This window comes from Pantoea sp. C1E2 (genome assembly GCF_056491465.1).
Genome location: NZ_JBSZHT010000002.1, coordinates 1,564,422 through 1,588,065 on the forward strand (window position 1 = coordinate 1,564,422; position 23,644 = coordinate 1,588,065).

The window sequence follows — 23,644 nt, forward strand, 5'->3', positions numbered from 1 at the left end:
ACGTTAATCGTCGGGATGAACCCCTTTTTTTGGAGTAAGCAATGGCAAACCGCTGGACACTGACACAAGCCCAGGCTCTGTTCGATAAACCTTTCCTTGAGCTGATGTTCGAAGCGCAGCAAGTTCACCGTCAGCATTTTGACCCGCGTCAGGTGCAGGTCAGTACGCTGCTGTCGATCAAAACCGGTGCCTGCCCGGAAGACTGTAAATACTGCCCGCAGAGTGCGCGCTACAAAACCGGGCTGGAGTCTGAGCGTCTGATGGAAGTCGACGCAGTGTTGGAATCGGCGCGCAAAGCCAAAGCGGCAGGATCGAGCCGATTCTGCATGGGCGCCGCGTGGAAAAACCCGCACGAACGTGACATGCCGTATCTTGAGCAGATGGTGCAGGGCGTCAAAGCCATGGGCATGGAAACCTGCATGACGCTCGGCACGCTGGATAACACTCAGGCGGAGCGTCTCGCCACCGCCGGACTGGATTTCTACAACCACAATCTCGACACCTCGCCGGAATTTTACGGCAGCATCATCACCACCCGCAGCTATCAGGAACGTCTGGATACGCTGGATAAAGTGCGCGGGGCGGGCATTAAAGTCTGTTCTGGCGGCATCGTTGGTCTGGGTGAAACGGTGAAGGATCGTGCTGGCTTACTGGTGCAGTTGGCCAACCTGCCGACACCGCCCGAGAGCGTGCCCATCAACATGCTGGTCAAAGTCAAAGGCACGCCATTGGCTGATAACGATGACGTCGAGCCGTTCGACTTTATCCGCACCATCGCCGTGGCGCGCATCATGATGCCATCGTCGCACGTCCGCCTGTCCGCGGGTCGTGAACAGATGAGCGAACAGACCCAGGCGATGTGCTTTATGGCCGGTGCCAACTCGATTTTCTACGGCTGCAAACTGCTGACTACGCCGAACCCGGAAGAGGACAAAGATCTGATCCTGTTCCGCAAGCTGGGCCTCAATCCGGAGCATACCGCCACTACCGCCGGTGACAATGAGCAGCAGTATCAGCTCAGCGAGCAACTGGTGTATGCGGATACCGAGCAGTTCTACAACGCGGCGGTGTGATGGGCTGGTCATCTCGCATCGAACAGGCGCTGGCGGCGCGACGTGATGCCGATGGCTGGCGTTTGCGTCGCCGGGTTGAACACAACAGCGTGCGTGAGATAACGCTGGAGGGACGTTCATATCGTCACTTTTCCAGCAATGATTATCTCGGGCTGAGCCAGCATCCGGCGGTGATTGCGGCCTGGCAACAGGGCGCGGCCGAGGCGGGCGCGGGAGCGGGCGCATCGGGTCACGTGACCGGTTACAGCCGCCATCATGCGCAGTTAGAAGAGCAGTTAGCTGACTGGCTGGGCTACAAACGCGCACTGCTGTTTATCTCCGGTTTTGCCGCCAACCAGGCGGTGATCCACCTGCTGGCAGAAAAGCAGGATCGTATCCTCGCCGATAAGCTGGCGCATGCCTCGTTGCTGGATGCCGCCAGCCATAGCCCGGCCACGTTACGCCGCTTTGCTCACAATCAACCAGAGAGCCTGGCGAAGCTGCTGGCCTCGCCGTCAGAGGGCGGCACGCTGGTGGTGACGGAAGGCGTATTCAGCATGGATGGCGACAGCGCACCGCTCGCCGCCCTCGCGGAAGAGACGCGCCGCGCCAACGGCTGGCTGCTGGTGGATGATGCGCACGGCATTGGCGTGCACGGTGAGCAGGGGCGCGGCAGCTGCTGGCAGCAAGGCGTGAAGCCCGAATTGCTGATTGTCACTTTTGGCAAAGGCTTCGGCGTCAGCGGTGCCGCGCTGCTGTGTGACGATGCCACAGCGGATTACGTCGAGCAGTTCTCTCGCCATCTGATCTACTCCACCGCGATGCCACCGGCACAATGCTGCGCGTTGCTGGCGGCATTGCAGCAAATTCAGCAGGGCGATGCGCTGCGTGAGCGGTTGAATAGTCACATTGCGCGGTTCCGGGCGGCTGCCGCGGATTTGCCATGGCAATTGATGCCATCAGCCAGTGCGATCCAGCCATTGATCGTCGGTGAAAATAGCGCGGCGCTGGCGTTATCGCAGCGTCTGGCTGAGGCGGGATGCTGGGTTAGCGCCATTCGACCGCCAACGGTACCACCGGGCACGGCGCGGCTGCGCATCACGCTCACCGCTGCCCATCACACTGACGATATTGATCGTCTGCTGGAGGCGCTGTATGACGCTGCAGGTTAACAAGCAGGCTATCGCCAAAGCCTTTGGTCGTGCGGCACAGCATTATGAGCAGCATGCCGAGCTGCAACGCCAGAGCGGCGATGCGCTACTGGCGCTGGCGCCTGCCGGTTTCGGGCCGCATCTGCTGGATGCGGGCTGCGGCACCGGCTGGTACAGCCGCTATTGGCGCGATCGTGGACGCGAACTGACGGCCCTCGATCTTTCCTGCGACATGCTGGACGCCGCGCGTGAGCAGCGCTCGGCGCAACACTATCTGCATGGCGATATTGATGATCTGCCGCTGCCCGATAACAGCGTCGATGGCGTGTGGAGCAATCTGGCGGTGCAGTGGAGCAGCGATTTGCGTCTGGCGTTGCAGCAGTTTTTGCGCGTCACGCGGACGGGCGGCAGCGTGCTGTTCTCCACCTTGCTCGATGGATCACTGCATGAAGTGCATGAAGCCTGGGCTCGGCTGGATGGTCGCCAGCATGCCAATCGTTTTCTCAGTGAAGCGCAATTCACCGCAGCAACCACTGGCTTGCCACTGCACAGTCAGTTGCAGGTTATCACGCTGCATTTCCCTAGCGCGCTGAGCGCCATGCGTTCTCTGAAAGGCATTGGTGCTACGCATCTGCACGACGGCCGTGGCGCACAACCGCTCACACGCTCGCAGCTCACTCAACTGGAGCAGCACTGGCCGCAGGATGCGCAGGGTTATCGTCTTAGTTATCACTTGATGTACGGAGTTTTGAGCAAATGACACGCTGGTTTATTACCGGAACCGATACCGAAGTGGGAAAAACGGTCGCCAGTGGCGCACTGCTTCAGGCGGCAAGCGCGGCGGGTTTATGCACCGCAGGTTACAAACCGGTGGCCTCGGGCTGTGAGATCACTCCAGAGGGTGTGCGCAACAGCGATGCACTGGCGTTGCAGCGCTACAGCAGCCTGACACTCAGTTATGAGCAGGTGAATCCGCTGGCGTTTGTCGAGCCGACGTCACCGCATATTGTGAGTGCGGAAGAGGGCAGGCCAATCGTTTTTTCTGCTTTATCAGCCGGATTGCGCGCGCTGGAGCAGCAGGCCGAATGGGTGTTAGTAGAAGGGGCGGGCGGTTGGTTCACGCCGTTATCCGACACGCAGACCTATGCCGATTGGGTCGAAGCTGAACAGCTGCCGGTGATTCTGGTGGTGGGCGTAAAGCTTGGCTGCATCAACCATGCGATGCTGACGGCGGAAGCGGTGAAGGCGCGTGGTTTGCGGTTAGCAGGCTGGATCGCCAATGATATTCAGCCGCCGGGTAAGCGACATGCCGAGTATATGGCGACGCTGCGTCAGCGTATCGATGCGCCGTTCCTCGGAGAAATTCCCCATCTGGACAGCGAAGCACAGCAGGCTGAGTGCGGGCAGTATCTGACCTTGCCGCAGTGAATGCCTTTCGCATTGACCGGTGCTGGCGAACCACTCGCTAAGCGGTAGCGGCGCAATGTCTTGCATATCTGTTAGCCATCGTCAGGCTTTCAGGTACGCGCAAGGCATTACGCCGCATCAGGTCATGCAGAGCATCAAGTCGCTGTCAGCCACTTATTCACCGTCACATCATCCAGCATAGCGACTTTACCTTGCGCCACATTGCGACCACGGTGCAGCAGCAGGAAATAATCAGCCACGCGGCGGATAAAGGAGACATGCTGCTCCAGCAGCAAAATGGTTAAGCCATAGTCACGATTAAGGCGACGGATTAAATTGCCCATCTCCTCTTCCAGCCAGGGTGACATGCCCTCAGTCGGCTCATCCAGAATCAGCAGTTTAGGCTGCAGCACCAGGGCGCGCGCCAGGGCCAGATGCTGCTGCTGATCCATCGGCAATTCGCCACTGCGTTGATGACGTAACGAATAGAGCGCCGGAAACAGATCGAACACCATTTCAGGAATCGCGCGGCTGCGACCGTCCTGTGCGGCCATCAGCGCAATCATTAAATTATCTTCCACGCTCATCTGCGAAAAGATATGGCGACCTTGTGGCACGTAGCCGATCCCCATGCGCGCACGCTGCTCAGTGGGCTGCAGCAACAAATTCTCCGGTGGCGAGCCATCTTCCTGCCAGATCATCGAGCCACTATTGATAGGCAAGCGACCCATAATGCAGTTCACCAGCGTGGTTTTACCCATGCCAGGGCTGCCCAGCACACCGGTACAGGTGCCTGGTGGCAGATCGAGATCCACATCCCACAGGATATGGTTGTGACCGTAAAACTGATTCACCGAACGTAAACTCAGCATCTGACATACTCCTTCCAGATTATTTGCCTGAATGCTCCCGCTCTGTGTCGTCTGGCATACAGTCGTGCACGATTAAGGTGGACACTGCTGTTGATGGCCTGCAAGGCAAGCCGTATGGACTCGTCACTCCATCGTTGATCTGTTGCAATTCCCAGGCCAGGTTAGTGGAACGGGATATTCTGAGTCAGAATCAGGTAAAAACGGGCTTAAAAGGTGAGCAATGCTTAATAATTCCACTGAGTAATAACCTGACTGCACTTTGACGGTGCTGAATGCTTAACGTTTCTGGTGCATCTGTTCACTGATAAGGCAATCACTGAAGAAATAAGTGGTCTTAAGGCACGGTTTTTACGACAACAATGGTGCTTGACTTGTAAAAAGGATAGTTAAAGCGGTTTTAGGCAGGCAGAAAAAAAACGCAAAAAAAAATATTTCGCACGCCTGGATAAGTGCGGGGAAAATTATACACAGCTGATGGGCTCGGGGCTGGATTCAGTTATCCACTATTCCTGTGGATAACCTTGTGCATTAGCGACTGAAAACCGGTTGGAAGCGAGGAAATACGCGGCCTGCATACATTATGCTGAGAAACTGGACTTTAGAGTCATTATGAACAAAATCAGCAGGTTAGTTAAAAGCAAGCCTGAGATTTTTCTGCCTTGTCATCGGACTGCAATTTAATGACGGTCTCTTGACAAATGTTAAAAGCGTCTCGGCCTTGGGGATAACATTGCGCAACACGCTTTTGCCTTTTGCCGCTTAAATTGCACTGAAGCGAAACAAGTGCTTTCCCCGTCATCGTGCAAGATATCTGTAAATATATCCAGTATTTTTTTCTGGCAAATTCGGCATAGCAGAGTAGAATTATCAGCCTGCTCGCTGACTTCTTCCGCAGGAACCGCAAAACCATGAGTAAAGCCTTCAAACTCAATTCTGATTTCAAACCTTCAGGCGATCAGCCTGAGGCCATTCGTCGTCTTGAAGAAGGGCTGGAGGATGGGCTCGCACATCAGACCCTGCTCGGGGTTACCGGATCGGGCAAAACCTTTACCATCGCCAACGTGATTGCCGACCTCAATCGCCCGACGATGGTGATGGCGCCGAATAAAACGCTGGCGGCGCAGTTGTACGGTGAGATGAAAGAATTCTTCCCGGATAATGCGGTGGAGTTTTTTGTCTCTTACTACGATTACTACCAGCCTGAAGCCTATGTGCCGAGTTCCGACACCTTTATTGAGAAGGATGCGGCGGTCAACGAGCACATTGAACAGATGCGACTCTCGGCGACCAAAGCGATGCTGGAGCGTCGTGATGTGATTGTGGTGGCCTCGGTCTCTGCGATTTACGGCCTGGGCGATCCCGATCTCTATCTGAAAATGATGCTGCACCTTACGCGCGGCATGATTATCGATCAGCGCAGTATCCTGCGCCGTCTGGCGGAGCTGCAATACACCCGCAACGACCAGGTGTTCCAGCGCGGCACCTTCCGCGTGCGCGGCGAAGTGATCGATATCTTCCCGGCTGAATCCGACGACATCGGCTTGCGTGTGGAATTGTTTGATGAGGAAGTTGAGCGCCTGTCGCTGTTCGATCCGCTGACCGGCCAGATTGAGTCGGTGATCCCGCGTTTTACCATTTACCCTAAGACCCACTACGTGACCCCGCGCGAGCGTATTCTTCAGGCGATGGAAGATATTAAAGTCGAGCTGGTGGATCGCCGTAAATCGCTGATGGACAACAACAAGCTGTTGGAAGAGCAGCGTATTAGCCAGCGTACTCAATTCGATCTTGAGATGATGAATGAGCTGGGCTATTGCTCGGGGATCGAAAACTACTCGCGCTACCTTTCGGGTCGTGGGCCGGGCGAGCCACCGCCAACCTTATTTGATTACCTGCCAGCCGATGGTTTGCTGGTGGTGGATGAATCCCACGTTACTATTCCGCAGATTGGCGGGATGTATCGCGGTGACCGCGCACGTAAAGAGACGCTGGTGGAATATGGTTTTCGCCTGCCGTCGGCGCTGGACAACCGTCCGATGCGCTTTGAAGAGTTTGAAGCAGCCGCACCGCAAACGATTTATGTTTCGGCAACGCCGGGTAAATATGAGCTGGAAAAATCCGGTGACGATGTCATTGATCAGGTAGTGCGTCCCACCGGCTTGTTAGACCCGATTCTGGAAGTGCGTCCGGTGGCCACTCAGGTAGATGACTTGCTGTCTGAAATCCGTAAGCGCGTGGAGATTAACGAGCGTGTGTTAGTCACCGTATTGACCAAGCGCATGGCTGAAGATCTCACCGAATATCTGGTGGAACACGGCGAGAAGGTGCGCTATCTGCACTCTGATATCGATACCGTGGAGCGCATGGAGATCATTCGTGATTTGCGTCTCGGTGAGTTTGATGTGCTGGTCGGCATCAACTTACTGCGTGAAGGATTAGATATGCCGGAAGTGTCGCTGGTGGCGATCCTTGATGCGGATAAAGAGGGCTTCCTGCGCTCTGAACGTTCACTGATCCAGACCATTGGCCGCGCGGCGCGTAACATCAACGGCAAGGCCATTCTGTACGCCGATAAGATCACGCCTTCGATGGAACGTGCGATGGGTGAAACCGAGCGTCGTCGCGAGAAGCAGCAGCATTACAACGAAGAGAATGGCATTGTGCCGCAGGGCCTCAACAAGAAAATTACCGATATTCTTGAGCTGGGCAAAAACGTGGTGAAAACACGCGGTAAGGGCAAAACCACTTCACGCGTGGCGGCAGAAGAAGAGGCTAACTATCTGGCACTTACCCCACAAGCGATGCAGAAGAAAATCCGTGAGCTGGAAGGGCAGATGCAGCAGCATGCGCAAAATCTGGAGTTTGAAGAGGCCGCCAACGTGCGTGACCAGTTACACCAGCTGCGCGAGTTGTTTATCGCCGCCTCCTGACCGTGCAGAAAGAGGTATCACCCGGAGCGACTGGGCACAAATGTGTTACCTATGTGCCCGATCTAATCTATTACCTAGGTGCCCGGTCGTATCTGAATTGCGACCCTACGTAAAATCCTTAACGTTCGCCCTCGTAGGGTGCGCATTCATGCGCACTGCCTTCTCGAGGTTAAACTGCCTGAATGGCATGTTCCAACGCAATCCGCAGCAGCTGGCGGTCGTGGCGATACTTGATATCGGCGGCCTCCAGCGGTTCGCGCACAATCAGGCGATCTTCCACGCCGCTGACGTCTGCTGACGGGCTCACGACAACGGCATCAATCACTCGCCTGCCGATCGCTTTCTCCATCATCGCCAGTTTATCGGCCACCGTCAGGCTGGCGGCCGGGCTTAACTCGCGTCCCAGATTGCCAATAAATACCATGGTGGCCGGCGTGCGGCGCATTGCGCGCGCCATCTCTTCCATCAACAGAATCGGCATCAGGCTGGTGTAAAAGCTGCCAGGGCCAATCAGGATCAAATCTGCTTCCGCAATCGCATCCAGGGCTTCTTTGGTGGGAGTGACATTGGGATGCAGCATCAACTCTTGTGGCGGTTGCTTCATCTCATCAATGGCGGTTTCACCGTACACCATATTGCCTTCGCAATCCTGTGCCACCAGATCCACCGGCTGCTCCGACATCGGAATCAAAAAGGCATCGACTTTCAGTAGATTGCGGATGACGTTAATCGCTTCCAGCGGGCGCACGCTGAGATGATCGAGCGCTTTAAGCATCAGGTTACCGAGGTTATGTCCGGCCAGTTCGCCGTTACCGGCAAAGCGGTATTCAAACATCGCCGACGCCACGCTCGGCTCCATGATCAGCTGGTTCAGGCAGTTGCGCATATCACCCCAGGCAATACCGCCTTCTGAACGGCGAATGCGTCCGGTGGATCCGCCGTTATCGGTGGTGGTCACGATGCCGGTCAGGCGCGAGCCCAGCGGTGCCAGCGCGGACATCACGCGACCCAGGCCGTGCCCGCCGCCGAGTGCCACCACACGATCCAAATCTGCCAGGGTACAATTCATGCTGTTCCTTTTAACTGACAACTGCAGGTTGTCGTGCAGTTGAAGTGATGTGTATCAATATCTGTCGCGCATTTTACCGTATCCTGCGGCGAAAATGCGGTGAAAAAACGTTATGTATCAATATATATAGCGAAATTCACTGATGGATGCGAGGGACAATTCGCGCTACCATTCGAATTAACCGTGTTGTCCACAATGACAACAGACTCCCAAAGCCTGGCATGCCTAAGTCATAACGATATGGATGCCTGGCCGCAGCATCGCTGCCAGGGTGCAGAAAGAAATGACTGCATCTCCCGTATTTGGAAAGGTGTTCAGGTGCCACAATTTACAGATGCCTATGCGCGCAGCTTCTACTACTTGCGCCTGTCGGTCACGGATGTGTGTAACTTCCGTTGTACCTACTGTTTGCCGGACGGCTACAAACCGAACGGTAATCACAATAAAAGTTTCCTCTCGCTGGACGAGATTCGTCGCGTGACGCGTGCCTTTGCGGCTGCGGGCACGGAAAAAGTGCGCCTGACCGGCGGCGAACCTTCTATGCGCCGCGACTTCACCGATATCATTGCAGCGGTGCGTGAAAACGATGCCATTCGCCAGATAGCTGTCACCACCAACGGCTACCGACTGGCGCGTGACGTGCGCGCGTGGCGTGATGCCGGGCTCACCAACATTAACGTCAGCGTTGATAGCCTCGATGCACGCCAGTTCCACGCCATTACCGGGCAGGACAAGTTCGCGGAAGTGATGGCCGGTATTGATGCCGCATTTGACGCCGGTTTCGAGAAGGTCAAAATCAATAGCGTGCTGATGCGCGATCTCAACAGCCACAGCCTGGCGACTTTCCTAGACTGGATTCGCACCCGTCCGATTCAGCTGCGTTTTATCGAGCTGATGGAAACCGGCGAGGGTGGCGATCTGTTCCGTCGTCATCACATCTCAGGTGAAGTGATCCGCGATCAGCTGATCCTGCAGGGTTGGCAGCTTCAGCCGCGTGGACGCAGTGACGGTCCGGCGCAGGTGTTCCGCCATCCTGACTATCAGGGCGAAGTCGGTTTAATCATGCCCTACGAAAAAGATTTCTGCGCCAGCTGCAACCGTCTGCGCGTGTCGGCAATGGGCAACCTCCATCTGTGCCTGTTTGGCGACGGCGGTGTTTCGCTGCGCGATTTACTGGCATCGGACGATCAGCAGGATGAATTACAGGCGCGGATTGCCCACAGTCTCGGCCAGAAAAAGCAGACGCATTTCCTGCATCAGGGCAATACCGGCATCACACAAAACCTCTCTTTCATTGGCGGCTAAACACAGGAGTTACAGCCATGGGTAAACCTACCGGCGAGTTTGTCGCCTTGAATGTGGCGGTGATGACCGTCTCGGACAGTCGCGATGCCAGCAATGACAGCTCAGGGGATTTTCTGCGTGAGGCGCTGGCGGAAGCCGGGCATCAGGTGGTGGATCGCGCGATTGTGCCAGATAACCGTTATCGCATTCGCGCCACGGTGTCGCGCTGGATTGCCAGCGATGATGTGCAGGTGGTGATCGTCAACGGCGGCACAGGCTTCAACAGCAAAAACAGCACGCCGGAAGCGCTGCTGCCTCTGTTCGACCGTGAAATTGACGGCTTTGGAGAACTGTTCCGCATGATCTCATACGAAGAGATTGGCAGCTCAACGCTGCAATCACGTGCGGTCGCCGGGCTGGCGAATCAGACGCTAATTTTCGCCGTGCCGGGATCGACCAACGCCTGTCGCAGCGGCTGGGAACGCATCATTGAAGAACAGCTGGATGCACGCACGCGTCCCTGTAATTTTGTCTCTCATTTGAAGAAGTTGTAAGCATGTCATCACTCACTCATATCAATGCCGCTGGCGAAGCCCATATGGTGGACGTCTCCGGCAAAAATGAAACGGTTCGCGAAGCCCAGGCCGAAGCGCTGGTGCTGATGAGCGCGGAAACGCTGCAGATGATCATCGACGGCAGCCATCATAAAGGCGACGTGTTCGCCACGGCGCGCATTGCCGGGATTCAGGCCGCAAAACGCACCTGGGAACTGATCCCGCTGTGCCATCCGCTGATGCTGAGCAAAGTGGAAGTCACGCTGGTGGCGGAGCCTGAGCACAGCCGTGTGCGCGTGACGTCACGCTGCCGTCTGACCGGTAAAACCGGCGTTGAGATGGAAGCGCTGACCGCCGCATCGGTGGCCGCGTTGACCATTTACGACATGTGCAAAGCGGTACAGAAAGACATCGTCATCGATCAGCTACGTTTGCTCACCAAGAGCGGCGGTAAATCCGGCGATTTCCAGGCGGTGATGCATGATTAAAGTGCTGTTTTTTGCCCAGGTACGCGAGCTGACCGGCACCAGCGCGTTAGAGCTGAAACCGGAATATCAGGATGTGGCGACCTTACGTGCGGCGCTGGCGGAGAAGAACGACCGCTGGGCGCTGGCGCTGGAGTCCGGGAAGTTGCTGGCAGCGGTCAATCAAACGCTGGTGCCAATGAGCCATCCGCTGCGTGCTGGCGATGAAGTGGCGTTCTTCCCGCCGGTGACCGGAGGATGAACATGACCACTCGCATTCGCGTCGGCGTTGACCCTTTCGATGTCGGTGAAGAATATCGGCAGCTTGCTGAGCATGACAGTGACGGCGCGGTCGTCACCTTCACCGGCAAAGTACGCAATCACAACCTCGGTGATAGCGTGGCCGCTTTAACGCTGGAACACTATCCGGGCATGACGGAAAAGGCGCTGGCGGAAATTGTTGAAGAGGCGCGTCAGCGCTGGGCGTTGCAGCAGGTGACGGTGATTCATCGTGTGGGCGAGTTGTTCCCCGGTGATGAAATTGTGTTTGTGGGGGTCAGCAGCGCCCATCGCAGCAGTGCGTTTGCCGCCACCGAGTTCATCATGGACTACCTGAAAACCCGTGCACCTTTCTGGAAGCGTGAAGCTACCGAACAGGGCGATCGTTGGGTCGATGCACGTGACAGCGATCATCAAGCCGCCGAACGCTGGAAGTAACGCGTAAAATCCGTAGGCTCTGATAGCCGCAGCTAGCTGAAAACGTTAAGGTACGGGTTTTGCTGGCCTGTCAGGGAACAAGATGAATACCACTAAAATGCTCAAAGGCGCGGCGCTGCTCACCGCGCTGGTACTGGCCGGATGTAGTACCAAAAAAGAACCGCAGGCACCTGCGCGTCAACCCGCCGACGTCAAATCCCAAATTCAAAAGTTACTGCCAGGCGATGTCAGCCAAAAAAGCACCTGGGCGGATGACATCTATACCGCGTTTCGCGTCCAGCAGATCGATCCCAGCGCCAGTAACGTCTGTGCGGTGATCGCCGTGGCCGATCAGGAATCCAATTTTAATGCCGATGCGCCGGTGCCCGGTTTACCTAAAATCGCCTGGGGTGAAATTGATCGCCGCGCCGCCAAAGTGCACGTTCCGGCATTCCTGGTGCGCACCGCCTTACTGATTAAATCTCCCACCGGTGAAAGCTACGCCGCGCGTCTTGATAAAGTGCGCAGTGAGAAAGAGCTGAGCGCGATTTTCGATGATTTTATCGATATGGTGCCGATGGGGCAGAAGCTGTTTGGCAATCTCAATCCGATTCACACCGGCGGGCCAATGCAGGTCAGTATCGAATTTGCCGAAGCGCATGCCAAAGGCTACCCGTATTCGATCGATGGCTCGATTCGTCGTGAAGTGTTCACGCGTCGCGGCGGCATCTATTTCGGTACGCTGCATTTGCTCGGCTATCCGGCGGATTACAGCCAGATGCTGTACCGCTTTGCCGATTTCAATGCGGGATGGTACGCCAGCCGCAATGCGGCCTTCCAGGCGGCAGTGGCGCGTGCCAGTGGCATCAAACTGGCACTGGACGGCGACTTAATTATGTACGACAGCGAGCAAGCGGGCTCTACCGAATTGGCGGTGCGCACGCTGAGCAAGCAGCTGGATATGAGCAACCGGGAAATCCGTCGCGATCTGGAGAAGGGCGATACGGAAAGTTTCAGCAACAGCACACTCTGGAAACAGACGTTTATTCTGGCCGATAAAATGGCCGGCAAACGCCTGCAGCGCGAGATGCTGCCTGGCATTAAACTGGAGAGCCCGAAAATCACCCGCAACCTGACCACGGCCTGGTTTGCCCAGCGCGTGAATGGCCGATATCAGCAGTGCTTGACGCGCCGTTGACGCAATGCGGTGTAGACTCCACACTTAGAGCGTTTGTCTAACTTAAAGAGGTGCATCATGGACCGATATCCACGTAATGATTCAATCGTGCAGCAGGCGTCAACCGGGCTGCAGACTTATATGGCACAGGTTTACGGCTGGATGACCTGCGGCTTGCTGCTGACCGCTTTTGTTTCCTGGTTTGCGGCGCGCACACCTGCGGTGATGGAGCTGGTGTTTGCTAATCGCATCACCTTCTTCGGGCTGATTATTGTGCAGCTGGCGGTAGTGTTTGTGCTGTCGGGCATGGTGCATCGTCTGAGCAGTACCTTAGCCACCGGGCTGTTTATGCTCTATTCGGCGCTGACGGGCCTGACGCTGGCGAGTATTTTCCTCGTCTACACCTATTCCTCTATCGCCAGCACCTTCTTTGTGACGGCAGGGATGTTCGGTGCCATGAGCTTCTACGGCTACACCACCAAACGCGACCTCAGCCGCTTCGGCAGCCTGCTGTTTATGGCGCTGATTGGTATTGTACTGGCGTCACTGGTGAACTTCTGGCTGAAAAGCCCGGCGCTGATGTGGGCGATCACCTATATCGGCGTGGTGGTGTTCGTCGGTCTGACTGCGTATGACACCCAAAAGCTGAAATCGATTGGCGAGACCATCAACGTCAATGACAAAGAGAATCTGCGTCGCTACTCGATCATGGGTGCGCTGACGCTGTATCTCGATTTCATCAACCTGTTCCTGATGCTGCTGCGTATTTTCGGTAACCGCCGTTAATCCTGAAGTACCGCTTCTGGCGGGTATGAATGCGCCCCCTACAACATCCGAACAGGATGCTTGTAGGGGGCGCAATTGATTTTGGCCAGCGCACCAATGTCGACCGTATCAATTTGCAAAGAATTTTCGGGTGCGCCATTGATGGCGCCCACCGAGCGCGAGTGCTTTCTCCCCGGTTTATCCCGCGTCCGATTTCGCCATCTTCTGTTCATTCTTCTGCCGCAGATGTTTTGCGCGGCTCTCCAGCATCAGATACAACACCAGCGCCAGCAGCAGCGGCAAAATAAAGTACAGCACGCGATAGGCCAGCAGGGCGGCAATGATGGTGCCGTGCGAAACGTGCTCGCCAGCCAGTAGCGCCAGAAACACCGCTTCCAGCACCCCGATGCCTGCCGGAATATGAATGATCACCCCAGCGATACTGCTAATTAGTAACACCCCCAGCACCTGCGGGTAATCCACCTGACGCGCCAGTAATAGCCAGATAATGGTGCCCATCACCAGCCAGTTCGCGCTGGAGACGGCAAACTGAATCAGCGCCATGCGCAGCGACGGCAGCTGTAAGTGTTGACCCTTGACTGTCCAGTGACGTTTTTTCGCAAAAGCACAGGCCCACAAATAAATCGCGACCAGCACTAACAGCACTGCACCGATAATGCGCAGGGTGTTTTCGCCGATGAACCAGCGCGGCGGAATCGGCACCATGCCGGCGACAAACACTACGCCCGCCAGCAGGAGATAGCCCAGCCAATTGGTGGCGATGCTCATGGAAAAGATGCGTGTGATGGTGCTGCCAGGCAGGCCGAGGCGGGAATAGAGGCGATAACGCATCGCCACGCCGCCGACCCAGGTGCTGAGCGTCAGGTTGAAGGCGTAACAGATAAACGACACCAGCATCACCTGACGCTTCGCCAGCTTGTGTCCACAGTAGGCGCGGCCAATTAAATCATACACGCCATAGGTGAGATAGCTGACCACTACCAGCGCCGCAGCGCCCAGTACCACGTAGCGGTTATAGCCGACGATCACCTGATAAACGTCCTGCCAGTTCACTTTGCGCGCATAGATCACCAGCAGCACGATTACCGCAATAAAGAACAGCCAGGTAAGGATTTTCTTTATCCATTGCCAGCGCGAATGTTTTTTTCTCATCAGGGTTTCGCTCCTTCGTTGCCGGTTTCGACCCGATCCTGGGTTTCCATTTCCGGTTGCACGGGGGGATCAACCTGCGCCAGCAGCGGCGTGTGCGCGGGCAACCAACCGGCAATGGCCGGGAAGTGACGCAGGAAATGGAACACAATCACGCTTTTGGTGAGATGCCACCAGGTACGCGGCGGCAGTTTGTCATCCTGCACGCGCACACAATCGTGCTGAAGCAGGGCTTCCAGATTGTCACGCAGCGTCTGGTTGAAAGTCCGATCGTGCACGATGAGATTGGCTTCCAGATTGAGCGACAAGCTCAGCGGGTCAAGATTGCTGGAACCCACGGTGGCCCAGTGTTGATCCTGTACCGCAATCTTGCCGTGCAGCGGTCGGCGGCAATACTCATAGACTTCAACCCCGGCATCCACCAGATAGTTGTAAAGCAGCTCGGCGCCCACTTTAACAATGGGCATATCCGGTTCACCTTGCACGATCAGCCGCACGCGCACACCTCGCTGTGCGGCACTGCGCATTTCACGTAACAGGCGATAGCCGGGGAAGAAATAGGCATTGGCGATGATCACATCCCGCTTTGCCTTGCGCAGCATATCGAGATAGTGCTGCTCAATGTCGTCGCGATGGTCATCGTTATCGCGATAGACAAACAGCACCTGTGCCTCGCCGGGCATCGCGTTGACCGCCAGCCGCTGCGAACGTCCTCCCCACCAGCGCCGTGTGGTCTGTTTGCTGCCGATGGCCTGCTGCACATAGCGAGCAATATCCAGCACCACCGGTCCCTTAACTTCAACCGCATAATCCTGCTTTGCCTCCGGACCGTAATCTGTGTTGTGCTCAGCGGAGAAGTTGATGCCGCCAACAAAGGCGAGGGCATCATCTACCACCACAATTTTACGGTGCAGGCGGCGGAAAACATTGGTGCGCATGCCCATCACCAGCGGGCGCGGATCGTAATAGAGGAAGCGTACGCCGGCTTCGGTCAGCGTGTTCACATAGGCGTCAGAGAGGTCGTGTGAACCGTAGCCATCCACCATCACTTCGACCTTCACGCCGCGCTGTGCGGCCGCCAGCAGATCGCTATGCAGCGCGTTGCCAACGTCATCCTCAAACAGAATAAACGTCTCCAGCAGCAGCGAACGCTCGGCACGTTGAATCGCTGCTGAAACGCAGGGGAAGAACTGTTCGCCGTTCTCCAGCAACCGCAACTGGTTGCCCTCACGCCAGCTGAAATTCATAGGAAAATCTCCACGGCCAAAGGGGCATGATCGGAAAGGTGTGACCAGGGTTTGACCGGCAGCGCCCAGGGCTGGCTTACGGTGGCGTTACGGATATAGATACGATCCAGTCGCAGCAGCGGAAAACGGGCTGGAAAAGTCCGCGCCGGGCGACCGTTTTTCAGGCTGAACACTTCCTGTAAACCCGCGCTGCGTTTCAGGAAGCGGTTGGCGTGCACCTGCCAGTCGTTGAAATCTCCGGCCACCACCAGTGGGGCATCGTGCGGCAGGGCGTTGATGCGATCGCACATCATCTTCATCTGTGCCTGACGATGTTGCGCTTTTAGCCCTAAATGCACACAGATGACATGCAGCGGTTCGGGCCGATCCGGCAGGCGAATCTGGCAGTGCAACATGCCGCGCTTTTCACTTCCGGCCACAGAAATATCGAGATTTTCATATTCAATAATGGGGAAACGTGACAATATCGCGTTCCCGTGATGTCCCTCGGGATAAACTGCGTTACGGCCATAGGCAAAATCATGCCACATGGTATCGGCCAGATACTCGTAGTGAGAGTTTTCCGGCCAGTTCTCAATGTGCAGCGAATGGATATCGTGAGTGCCCATCACCTCTTGCAGGAAGACAATATCCGCCGACGTGGCACGGACAGCGTCACGCAATTCCGGCAGGATAAAGCGGCGGTTAAAGCTGGTGAACCCCTTGTGGGTATTGATGGTCAGGACTTTAAATGAAAATCCCTGGCTGTTTTGTGGCATACTGCGACGCGCTCCTTTTCATCATCAACAGCACAAAGTGTAGTCTTTGTCACAAATGGATGGTGACTGTTGCAGAAAATTAGGGCGTTATCCGAAATTTGCTTTACATTGAGGAAATCCGTCTGGCCGCAGCCAGATACACTTGGGCGACCTCTGTTGGGTCTGCCAGGAGAAAAGAATGAAATGGTCTAATCGTGTTCAGATCGTTACCGGTCAAACCTGTTTGCATATTGCGATGCACCTGCTGGTGATCGCCGCGCTGGTTTGGGGCTGGAAGCACAAAGCGCTGGTTGAAGTGAGCAGTACCCTGGTAGCAGCTTATGCGGTGGTGTTTATCGCCATGCTGGCTCTGCAGCGTAGTGCCCGTTTACGTCGCATGGGTGACGCGCTGGAAGAAGTCACGACAACGTACTACTTCGGCGCGGCGATGCTGACGCTGTTCCTGATCTCCCGCTTCATCCACAACAACCTGCTGATCGGTTGTCTGGGCGTGGTAATGCTGGTGGGTCCGGCGCTGGTGTCACTGCTGGCGAAAGAACCCGCGCATCGCGTGGAGAAAAAGCGCAGCTAAGCGAAAGCTCAGTTGCGAACAGAAAGGAGCCGAATGCGGCTCCTTTTTTGTTATGCGCAGCGCAATAACAGGCGCAGTGAGCAACGGCGCGACTCATGCCACGTCAGGCAGACTACCAACATCATGTTACAGCGCCGTGACTATTCTCAGTCGCGGTGGCAGCGGAAACCTGCTAAACTCCCGCCCTTACGCATGGTAGTTTGTGCCCTTTTCACACGTGAGCCCACCAGGCTTGCGTCATATACCCCCTGAAAACTACATCGCTGACGGCGAACAGGGCGGTTCGGAGTAATACACCTGCATGTCATTTGACTCTCTCGGCTTAAGTGCCGATATTTTGCGTGCGGTAGCGGAACAAGGCTACCAGGAACCGACGCCGATTCAGCGTCAGGCCATTCCCGTGGTGCTGGCGGGTCGTGACCTGCTCGCGAGCGCCCAAACCGGTACCGGTAAAACCGCCGGTTTCACGCTGCCACTGTTGCAGCGTCTCACTGCGAATCCTGCTAACGCGCGCGGCCGTCGTCCGGTACGTGCGTTGATCCTCACCCCAACCCGTGAACTGGCGGCGCAGGTGGGCGAGAACGTCCGTGAGTACAGTCAGTATCTTAATATCCGTTCACTGGTGGTCTTCGGTGGCGTGAGCATCAACCCGCAGATGATGAAACTGCGCGGTGGTGTGGATGTGCTGGTGGCGACCCCTGGCCGTCTGCTCGATCTGGCGCATCAAAATGCGGTTGACCTGTCACAGGTCGAAATTCTGGTGCTGGATGAAGCGGATCGTATGCTCGATATGGGCTTCATCCACGACATCCGCCGTGTACTGGCGCGTCTGCCGGCGAAACGTCAGAACCTGCTGTTCTCTGCCACTTTCTCTGATGAGATCAAAACCCTGGCGGAAAAACTGCTGACCAACCCAGAGCAGGTTGAAGTGGCGCGTCGTAACACCGCCTCTGAACAGGTTTCACAGCAAGTACACTTCGTTGATAAGAAGCGTAAGCGGGAACTGCTGTCGCTGATGATTGGTCGCGATAACTGGCAGCAAGTGCTGGTGTTCACCCGTACCAAACATGGCGCTAACCATCTGGCTGAACAGTTGAACAAAGATGGCATCACCGCTGCGGCTATCCACGGTAACAAAAGCCAGGGCGCGCGTACCCGTGCGTTAGCTGACTTCAAATCCGGTGGCATTCGTGTGCTGGTGGCAACGGATATCGCCGCGCGTGGTCTGGACATCGAAGAACTGCCACACGTAGTGAACTATGAGCTGCCAAACGTGGCGGAAGATTACGTACACCGTATTGGCCGTACCGGTCGTGCTGCGGCAACCGGCGCCGCCCTATCACTGGTGTGTGTCGATGAACACAAACTGCTGCGTGATATTGAGCGCTTGCTGAAGCGTGAGATTCCGCGCATTGAGCTGGAAGGTTTCGAAGTGGACCCTAGCATCAAAGCGGAACCGATCCAGAACGGTCGCCAGCAGCAGGGTCGCGGTCAGGGCCAGGGTCGTGGTCAAAGCCAGGGTCGTGGACAGGGCGGTAACGTTTCTCGTCCGCACGGCGGCAACGGTCAGCGTCCACAAGCTAGCAATGGCGCACGTCCACAGGGCGAAGCGCGTCCTGCACGTCGTCAGGGCAGCAGTGCCGTTCAGAATGCGCCAGCCGCTAACAGCGGTCGACGTCGTCCGGCAGCGAAAAAGAGCGGGAACATCTAACGCGATGAGGGTGTTACTGGCGCCGATGGAGGGCGTGCTGGATTCGCTGGTACGCGAACTGCTCTCCGGGGTAAATGATTACGATCTGTGCGTCACCGAGTTTTTGCGCGTGGTCGATCAGCTACTGCCAGTAAAATCCTTCTACCGTTTGTGTCCCGAGCTGCACAACAGCAGCCGAACGGCTTCCGGCACGCGCGTGCGTATGCAGCTACTCGGGCAATATCCTGAGTGGCTGGCAGAAAACGCCGCGCGTGCAGTGGAACTCGGCTCCTGGGGCGTCGATCTCAACTGCGGCTGTCCATCGAAGCTGGTGAACGGCAGCGGCGGCGGTGCCACCTTACTCAAAGATCCTGAGCTGATTTATCGCGGCGCCAAAGCGATGCGCGAAGCCGTACCCGATCACCTTCCCGTCACGGTGAAAGTGCGTCTGGGATGGGATTCGGGTGAGCGTCGTTTTGAAATTGCCGATGCGGTACAGCAGGCGGGTGCCAGTGAACTGGTGGTGCACGGTCGCACCAAGGAAGATGGCTACCGCGCTGAGAGCATTAACTGGCAGGCGATTGGCGAAATTCGCCAGCGTCTGTCAATTCCGGTGATCGCCAACGGTGAGATCTGGAGCTGGCAGGATGCGCAAGAATGTATGCGCATCACGGGTTGCGATGCGGTGATGCTGGGACGCGGTGCGCTCAATATCCCGAATCTCGGTCGTGTGGTGAAATACAACGAAGCGCCAATGCCGTGGCCGCAAGTGGTCGAACTGCTGCTCAAATACACGCAACTTGAGAAGCAGGGCGATACCGGCATGTACCACGTCGCACGCATCAAACAGTGGCTCGGTTATCTGCGAAAAGCCTATAACGAAGCCGATGGGCTGTTCAGTGAAATCCGCACTCTGCGCGTATCAGCCGAGATCGCCACGGCAATTGAACGCCACGCCCTTCAGTTAACCGTACCGGTATAACCCTTCCTCATTTAAACGCCGTTGTGTAGTGCATCTGCTTGCTGGCTGAATAGAAGTGGGCAAGCTGCTCGCTGAATTTTCCCGGATCGTGCTGCTCAGCAATTCTCTTCAGTGATTGTGCAGAATATTGCGTGATTACGCCCGGATTCCGCAAAATATCAATGATATGCGTTTTAAGCTGCTGCACGATTTGTCGACGTATCTGCAGTTTGCTCTCCTGAGAATCAACCACATACTCATATTCGTCATTCACCGGCTGCTGAATAAGCCATCCCGCACCGGGTGGATTGATCTCCGGTAAGGCGCGAATGTTGGTCGTGATCACCGGACAGCCGCTGGCTTGCATCTCCAGCACCGAGAAGCCGTAAGTATCCTGCCAGCTGGGCAACAATCCCACGTGCGAGTGTTGCAGTAAGGTCAGCACCTGATTGTTGGGCAGGGTGGTGAAATGCTGGATGTGAGGCGAGGTTTTGATTAAGTGCTCAATGCGCGTATAGAACGCCTCATCATCCTGGAATTGCCGATGGGCGATATTGTGCCGCTGCGTGATGTCACCGATCAGCGTGACCTGTATCTGGCCGCGTGTAAACACATCCTCTTCGGTTAATTGCGAGATGGCCAGCACCACTTCCGCGCCGCCTTTGCGATAGAACTCGCTGCCGACAAAGATGAAGCGAATTTCTCCCGGCGAGATCAGGCGCGGCTTTACGCACAGCAGCGGCTGCGGCGGATGCAGGATATGGAGTTTGTGCCTGACAGCGGCTTTGATCGCGGGAAACGCGTCGAGCAGTTTCAGCTGGATGTCGAGAGTGGCTTGCGAAATCGCAATCAACGTCAGGCATTCCGACCTGGCGATTAATTGCAGCTGCGACTTTAGTTGAGGATTGTCGAACTTCGCCACACCCGGCACCGGCAGCACACGCGGGATTTCGGTTTCAAAGGTGGCGATCCAGTTCCTTTTGGTGTCGGCCACTTCATTGAAAAGATGGATGACATCCGCATCATGTGGCAGTAAGCCAGGTAGCGGGAGAAAAATAAATTGTTTATTTTTATGTAAGATTCTTGCTTTGACAGCATTTAAATAGAAGTAGATATTCTTTTTGCGACAATCAATATATTTGTTATGTGGGCTGGTCATGATATTTCTTTTTTCAGGATATCCGCTTCCACTGGTGATTATCTTCATAATCTCTCCTGGCAGGTAGGGAACAGAATTAACAGAGGTCAGAGATTGGCTTAATCAGGTGTGCAGGCTACACGTTGACGCTGCGTAGGTTACGCACCGAAAGTAACGATCAAAGATTGATTGAATAATCTGTAACCTAAAGGCAATCAGGGGCGGAATCTATGGCTTAATGTGAATGATTGCGCGTGGCTCTCTTAGCTTTACCACGGCCTGGAAAGATTAACAGTTGGTTTTGCTGCTATTTTATTAAATGTTTTTTGTTAATCGTTTTCCGATTATTGATTTTTTTCGGATTTGTCAGATCAATGCGTAAATAAAATTGCATTAAGTCCTGTTATTAATGAGAAGTGAACTTACAGCGGCGGAATTTAAATGAGCGCGACAATAGAATTATGCAGAATTAAGCCATGACACAGTTCCACGTAAAGTCAGGTTCAAGCTCAACGCTATTTGCGCTATAGTAGCGTTTCACATTCATTTGTAATGCCATCACTTATGTCTGACGCCGCTGTACTGAGTCATGCTCAGTTAAATAAACGCATCATCTCCGTTATTGTCTTCACGTTTTTCTGCTACCTCTCAGTAGGGCTGCCGCTCGCGGTGCTGCCGGGATTTGTGCATAACCAGCTGGGTTTCAGCTCGTTCATCGCCGGATTGATCATCAGCCTGCAGTACTTCGCCACGCTGCTCAGTCGTCCGCATTCGGGTCGCCTGGCCGATCGCTATGGCCCAAAACGCGTGGTGATGATGGGATTGGTGTGCTGCGGCATGAGCGGTGTGCTCTCTCTATTCGCTGCAATGTTCACCGATGCGCCGATGCTCAGTCTGGCGCTATTAGCGGTGGGAAGGCTGTTTCTGGGCGTGGGAGAGAGCTTTAGCAGCACCGGTTCAACGCTATGGGGGATGAACATTGTCGGGCCTCTGCAAACAGCGCGCGTGATCTCATGGAACGGCGTCGCCACCTATTTTGCCATGGCGATAGGTGCACCGCTGGGTGTGCTGCTCAATCAAATGTTCGGCATCAGCGGCTTTGCCGGGCTCGTGGCGGTGATGGGCATCATCGGTTTCTGCATGGCGAGCCGTAAGGCGGCGGTCAGCGTTACCGCTGGCGTGCGCATTCCTTTTCATCGCGTGGTCAGCCGCGTCTGGCTGTTTGGGCTGGCGCTGGGCTTCGGCACCATCGGTTTTGGCGTCATCTCGACGTTTATCACCCTCTATTTTGCCAGCCGCGACTGGAGCGGCGCCGCCTTTGCTCTGACATTGTTCAGTCTCGGCTTTGTGCTGGTGCGTCTGGCCGGTGGCCGCTACATCACCCGTTTCGGCGGGTTGAAAGTGTCGCTGGTGTCGTTTGTGCTGGAGTGTGCGGGTCTGCTGTTAATCTGGCAGGCTGACAGCAGCTGGCTGGTGGATATCGGCGCGTTCCTGACTGGGGGCGGTTTCTCTCTGGTGTTCCCGGCGCTGGGCGTGGAAGCGGTTAAACGCGTGCAGCAGCAGGATCAGGGATCGGCGTTGGGGACTTACTCGGCGTTTCTTGATTTAGGGCTGGGATTAACCGGTCCGGTGGCAGGATTACTGATTGGTCATTGGGGGATGCAGTCAGTGTATCTGGCGGCGGCCCTGATGGTGCTGGGCGCATTTGCGATAACGTTGCGTCTGCAACAGCAGCACGGCCGCCAGGCAGCCGTGCAAACTGTTAATTAATACTTCTCTGGCACCACCATGTTTTCAGGTACTGGCGCGCGGCGATAATCTTCATTGCGTTCGCGCGTCGGTAACATAATCGTCTTCGACTCGCTCTCTTCGTACGGCACCTGTTGCAGCAGATGGCTGATGCAGTTCAGACGCGCACGTTTCTTATCCACACCTTGCACAACCCACCATGGCGCTTCCTGAATGTGGGTGCGCTCCAGCATCTCTTCTTTCGCTTCGGTGTAATCCTCCCAACGGCGGCGGCTTTCCAGATCCATCGGGCTTAATTTCCACTGTTTCAACGGATCGTGGATGCGGCTCAGGAAGCGCAGCTCCTGCTCTTCATCGGTAATCGAGAACCAGTACTTGATGATCTGAATGCCGCTACGCGTCAGCATTTTTTCGAATTCCGGGACGCTGCGGTAAAACTCTTCCACTTCGGCTTCGTTACAGAAGCCCATTACACGCTCAACGCCTGCGCGGTTGTACCAGCTACGGTCAAACATCACAATTTCACCGGCTGCAGGCAGATGGGCGATATAGCGTTGGAAATACCACTGCGTTTTCTCGCGATCGTTCGGCGCGGGCAGGGCGGCGACGCGACAGGTGCGAGGGTTTAAACGTTGGGTGATACGTTTGATCACCCCGCCTTTCCCGGCGGCATCACGGCCTTCAAACAAAATCACCACGCGATGTCCGGTGCGCATCACCCAATCCTGCATCTTCACCAGTTCACCCTGCAGATGCAGCAGCTCACGGAAGTAGCGGCGGCGGAAGGCCTTATCACCTTCTTCCTGCGGTTCACCGTTATCATTGAAGCGCAGATCGTCCAGCTCCATTTCCAGCTCTTCGTCGTAGCTGTCGTAAAACTCCTGCAGCAGACGCGCATTGAAGGTCTCGCTGTGGTAGCTATTGTCGTGTGTCGCCATG

23 protein-coding genes and 1 riboswitch are annotated in these 23,644 nt (G+C 55.7%); of the genes, 16 read left to right on the plus strand and 7 right to left on the minus strand.

The window, feature by feature from the left end; all coding sequences use genetic code 11:
* The first annotated feature begins 41 nt into the window (after window positions 1–41).
* From bioB to bioD, 4 genes are read left to right on the plus strand one after another with little or no spacing between them, the layout of a single operon-like run.
* The gene (bioB, locus tag ACXI0A_RS07620; RefSeq protein ID WP_476149564.1) at window positions 42–1,073 is read left to right on the plus strand and encodes a biotin synthase BioB; all 1,032 of its coding nucleotides are present in this window, start codon (window positions 42–44) and stop codon (window positions 1,071–1,073) included.
* A complete protein-coding gene (bioF, locus tag ACXI0A_RS07625) occupies window positions 1,073–2,224 on the plus strand; it encodes an 8-amino-7-oxononanoate synthase (RefSeq protein WP_476149562.1) in 1,152 nt (383 codons plus the stop codon). Before bioB ends, bioF begins: the two co-directional genes overlap by 1 nt.
* Window positions 2,208–2,963, plus strand: a complete 756-nt coding sequence (bioC, locus tag ACXI0A_RS07630) for a malonyl-ACP O-methyltransferase BioC (protein ID WP_476149561.1) — start codon at window positions 2,208–2,210, stop codon at window positions 2,961–2,963. Before bioF ends, bioC begins: the two co-directional genes overlap by 17 nt.
* The gene (gene bioD, locus ACXI0A_RS07635) at window positions 2,960–3,631 is read left to right on the plus strand and encodes a dethiobiotin synthase (RefSeq protein ID WP_476149559.1); all 672 of its coding nucleotides are present in this window, start codon (window positions 2,960–2,962) and stop codon (window positions 3,629–3,631) included. The genes bioC and bioD overlap by 4 nt, the downstream gene beginning before the upstream one ends.
* Before the next feature lie 134 nt (window positions 3,632–3,765).
* Here bioD and ACXI0A_RS07640 read toward each other — a convergent pair whose 3' ends face one another.
* Window positions 3,766–4,482 (minus strand): ABC transporter ATP-binding protein, encoded by a 717-nt coding sequence (locus ACXI0A_RS07640; protein WP_224929930.1) that lies wholly within the window; start codon window positions 4,480–4,482, stop codon window positions 3,766–3,768.
* Between the two features lie 908 nt (window positions 4,483–5,390).
* Between ACXI0A_RS07640 and uvrB the strand changes: the two genes are divergently transcribed.
* Window positions 5,391–7,412, plus strand: a complete 2,022-nt coding sequence (gene uvrB / locus ACXI0A_RS07645) for an excinuclease ABC subunit UvrB (RefSeq protein ID WP_224929927.1) — start codon at window positions 5,391–5,393, stop codon at window positions 7,410–7,412.
* A gap of 169 nt (window positions 7,413–7,581) precedes the next feature.
* Here the strand turns inward: uvrB and ACXI0A_RS07650 are convergent, their stop codons facing one another.
* On the minus strand, window positions 7,582–8,481 hold the full coding sequence (locus ACXI0A_RS07650) for a uridine diphosphate-N-acetylglucosamine-binding protein YvcK (RefSeq protein WP_476149557.1): 900 nt from the start codon (window positions 8,479–8,481) through the stop codon (window positions 7,582–7,584).
* Window positions 8,482–8,675: 194 nt separating this feature from the next.
* A riboswitch (molybdenum cofactor riboswitch) is annotated at window positions 8,676–8,811 on the plus strand.
* On the opposite strand from ACXI0A_RS07650, the gene moaA reads away from it, so the two are divergent.
* The 7 genes from moaA to ACXI0A_RS07685 all read left to right on the plus strand — a co-directional run bounded on the left by moaA (window position 8,800) and on the right by ACXI0A_RS07685 (window position 13,442).
* Window positions 8,800–9,786 (plus strand): GTP 3',8-cyclase MoaA, encoded by a 987-nt coding sequence (moaA, locus tag ACXI0A_RS07655; protein ID WP_224929921.1) that lies wholly within the window; start codon window positions 8,800–8,802, stop codon window positions 9,784–9,786. (Overlaps the previous riboswitch by 12 nt.)
* Before the next feature lie 17 nt (window positions 9,787–9,803).
* A complete protein-coding gene (gene moaB / locus ACXI0A_RS07660; protein WP_476149555.1) occupies window positions 9,804–10,319 on the plus strand; it encodes a molybdenum cofactor biosynthesis protein B in 516 nt (171 codons plus the stop codon).
* Between the two features lie 2 nt (window positions 10,320–10,321).
* Complete coding sequence (gene moaC / locus ACXI0A_RS07665) at window positions 10,322–10,807, plus strand: cyclic pyranopterin monophosphate synthase MoaC (RefSeq protein WP_224929916.1); 486 nt, start codon at window positions 10,322–10,324, stop codon at window positions 10,805–10,807.
* Window positions 10,800–11,045, plus strand: coding sequence for a molybdopterin synthase sulfur carrier subunit (gene moaD / locus ACXI0A_RS07670; protein WP_224929914.1), 246 nt, complete (start codon window positions 10,800–10,802; stop codon window positions 11,043–11,045). Before moaC ends, moaD begins: the two co-directional genes overlap by 8 nt.
* Before the next feature lie 2 nt (window positions 11,046–11,047).
* The gene (moaE, locus tag ACXI0A_RS07675) at window positions 11,048–11,500 is read left to right on the plus strand and encodes a molybdopterin synthase catalytic subunit MoaE (protein WP_476149553.1); all 453 of its coding nucleotides are present in this window, start codon (window positions 11,048–11,050) and stop codon (window positions 11,498–11,500) included.
* An 82-nt stretch (window positions 11,501–11,582) separates the two neighbouring features.
* A complete protein-coding gene (locus ACXI0A_RS07680) occupies window positions 11,583–12,677 on the plus strand; it encodes a DUF1615 family protein (RefSeq protein ID WP_476149551.1) in 1,095 nt (364 codons plus the stop codon).
* A gap of 57 nt (window positions 12,678–12,734) precedes the next feature.
* Window positions 12,735–13,442: a Bax inhibitor-1/YccA family protein gene (locus ACXI0A_RS07685; RefSeq protein WP_034821101.1), complete on the plus strand. Its 708-nt coding sequence runs from the start codon at window positions 12,735–12,737 to the stop codon at window positions 13,440–13,442.
* 177 nt (window positions 13,443–13,619) lie between these two features.
* On the opposite strand, the gene ACXI0A_RS07690 is transcribed toward ACXI0A_RS07685, so the two are convergent.
* The 3 genes from ACXI0A_RS07690 to ACXI0A_RS07700 are packed head-to-tail and all read right to left on the minus strand — an operon-like array spanning window position 13,620 to window position 16,596.
* A complete protein-coding gene (locus ACXI0A_RS07690) occupies window positions 13,620–14,594 on the minus strand; it encodes a lysylphosphatidylglycerol synthase domain-containing protein (RefSeq protein WP_476149548.1) in 975 nt (324 codons plus the stop codon).
* Window positions 14,594–15,838, minus strand: coding sequence for a cardiolipin synthase ClsB (clsB, locus tag ACXI0A_RS07695; protein ID WP_224929902.1), 1,245 nt, complete (start codon window positions 15,836–15,838; stop codon window positions 14,594–14,596). Before clsB ends, ACXI0A_RS07690 begins: the two co-directional genes overlap by 1 nt.
* A complete protein-coding gene (locus ACXI0A_RS07700; RefSeq protein WP_224929898.1) occupies window positions 15,835–16,596 on the minus strand; it encodes an endonuclease/exonuclease/phosphatase family protein in 762 nt (253 codons plus the stop codon). Before ACXI0A_RS07700 ends, clsB begins: the two co-directional genes overlap by 4 nt.
* Window positions 16,597–16,774: 178 nt before the next feature.
* Here ACXI0A_RS07700 and ACXI0A_RS07705 point away from each other — a divergent pair, with 178 nt between their 5' ends.
* The 3 genes from ACXI0A_RS07705 to dusC all read left to right on the plus strand — a co-directional run bounded on the left by ACXI0A_RS07705 (window position 16,775) and on the right by dusC (window position 19,839).
* Entirely contained in the window at window positions 16,775–17,167 is a 393-nt protein-coding gene (locus tag ACXI0A_RS07705; protein ID WP_034821088.1) for a YbhQ family protein, read from the plus strand.
* 301 nt (window positions 17,168–17,468) lie between these two features.
* A complete protein-coding gene (rhlE, locus tag ACXI0A_RS07710; RefSeq protein ID WP_476149546.1) occupies window positions 17,469–18,878 on the plus strand; it encodes an ATP-dependent RNA helicase RhlE in 1,410 nt (469 codons plus the stop codon).
* A 4-nt stretch (window positions 18,879–18,882) separates the two neighbouring features.
* Window positions 18,883–19,839, plus strand: coding sequence for a tRNA dihydrouridine(16) synthase DusC (gene dusC, locus ACXI0A_RS07715; protein ID WP_224929893.1), 957 nt, complete (start codon window positions 18,883–18,885; stop codon window positions 19,837–19,839).
* 7 nt (window positions 19,840–19,846) lie between these two features.
* Here the strand turns inward: dusC and ACXI0A_RS07720 are convergent, their stop codons facing one another.
* Entirely contained in the window at window positions 19,847–20,977 is a 1,131-nt protein-coding gene (locus tag ACXI0A_RS07720; protein ID WP_476149543.1) for a glycosyltransferase, read from the minus strand.
* Between the two features lie 543 nt (window positions 20,978–21,520).
* Here ACXI0A_RS07720 and ACXI0A_RS07725 point away from each other — a divergent pair.
* Entirely contained in the window at window positions 21,521–22,726 is a 1,206-nt protein-coding gene (locus tag ACXI0A_RS07725; RefSeq protein ID WP_476149541.1) for an MFS transporter, read from the plus strand.
* On the opposite strand, the gene ppk2 is transcribed toward ACXI0A_RS07725, so the two are convergent.
* Window positions 22,723–23,643, minus strand: coding sequence for a polyphosphate kinase 2 (ppk2, locus tag ACXI0A_RS07730; protein WP_476149539.1), 921 nt, complete (start codon window positions 23,641–23,643; stop codon window positions 22,723–22,725). The two genes, ACXI0A_RS07725 and ppk2, sit on opposite strands and share 4 nt — an antisense overlap.
* Window position 23,644: the final 1 nt, after the last annotated feature.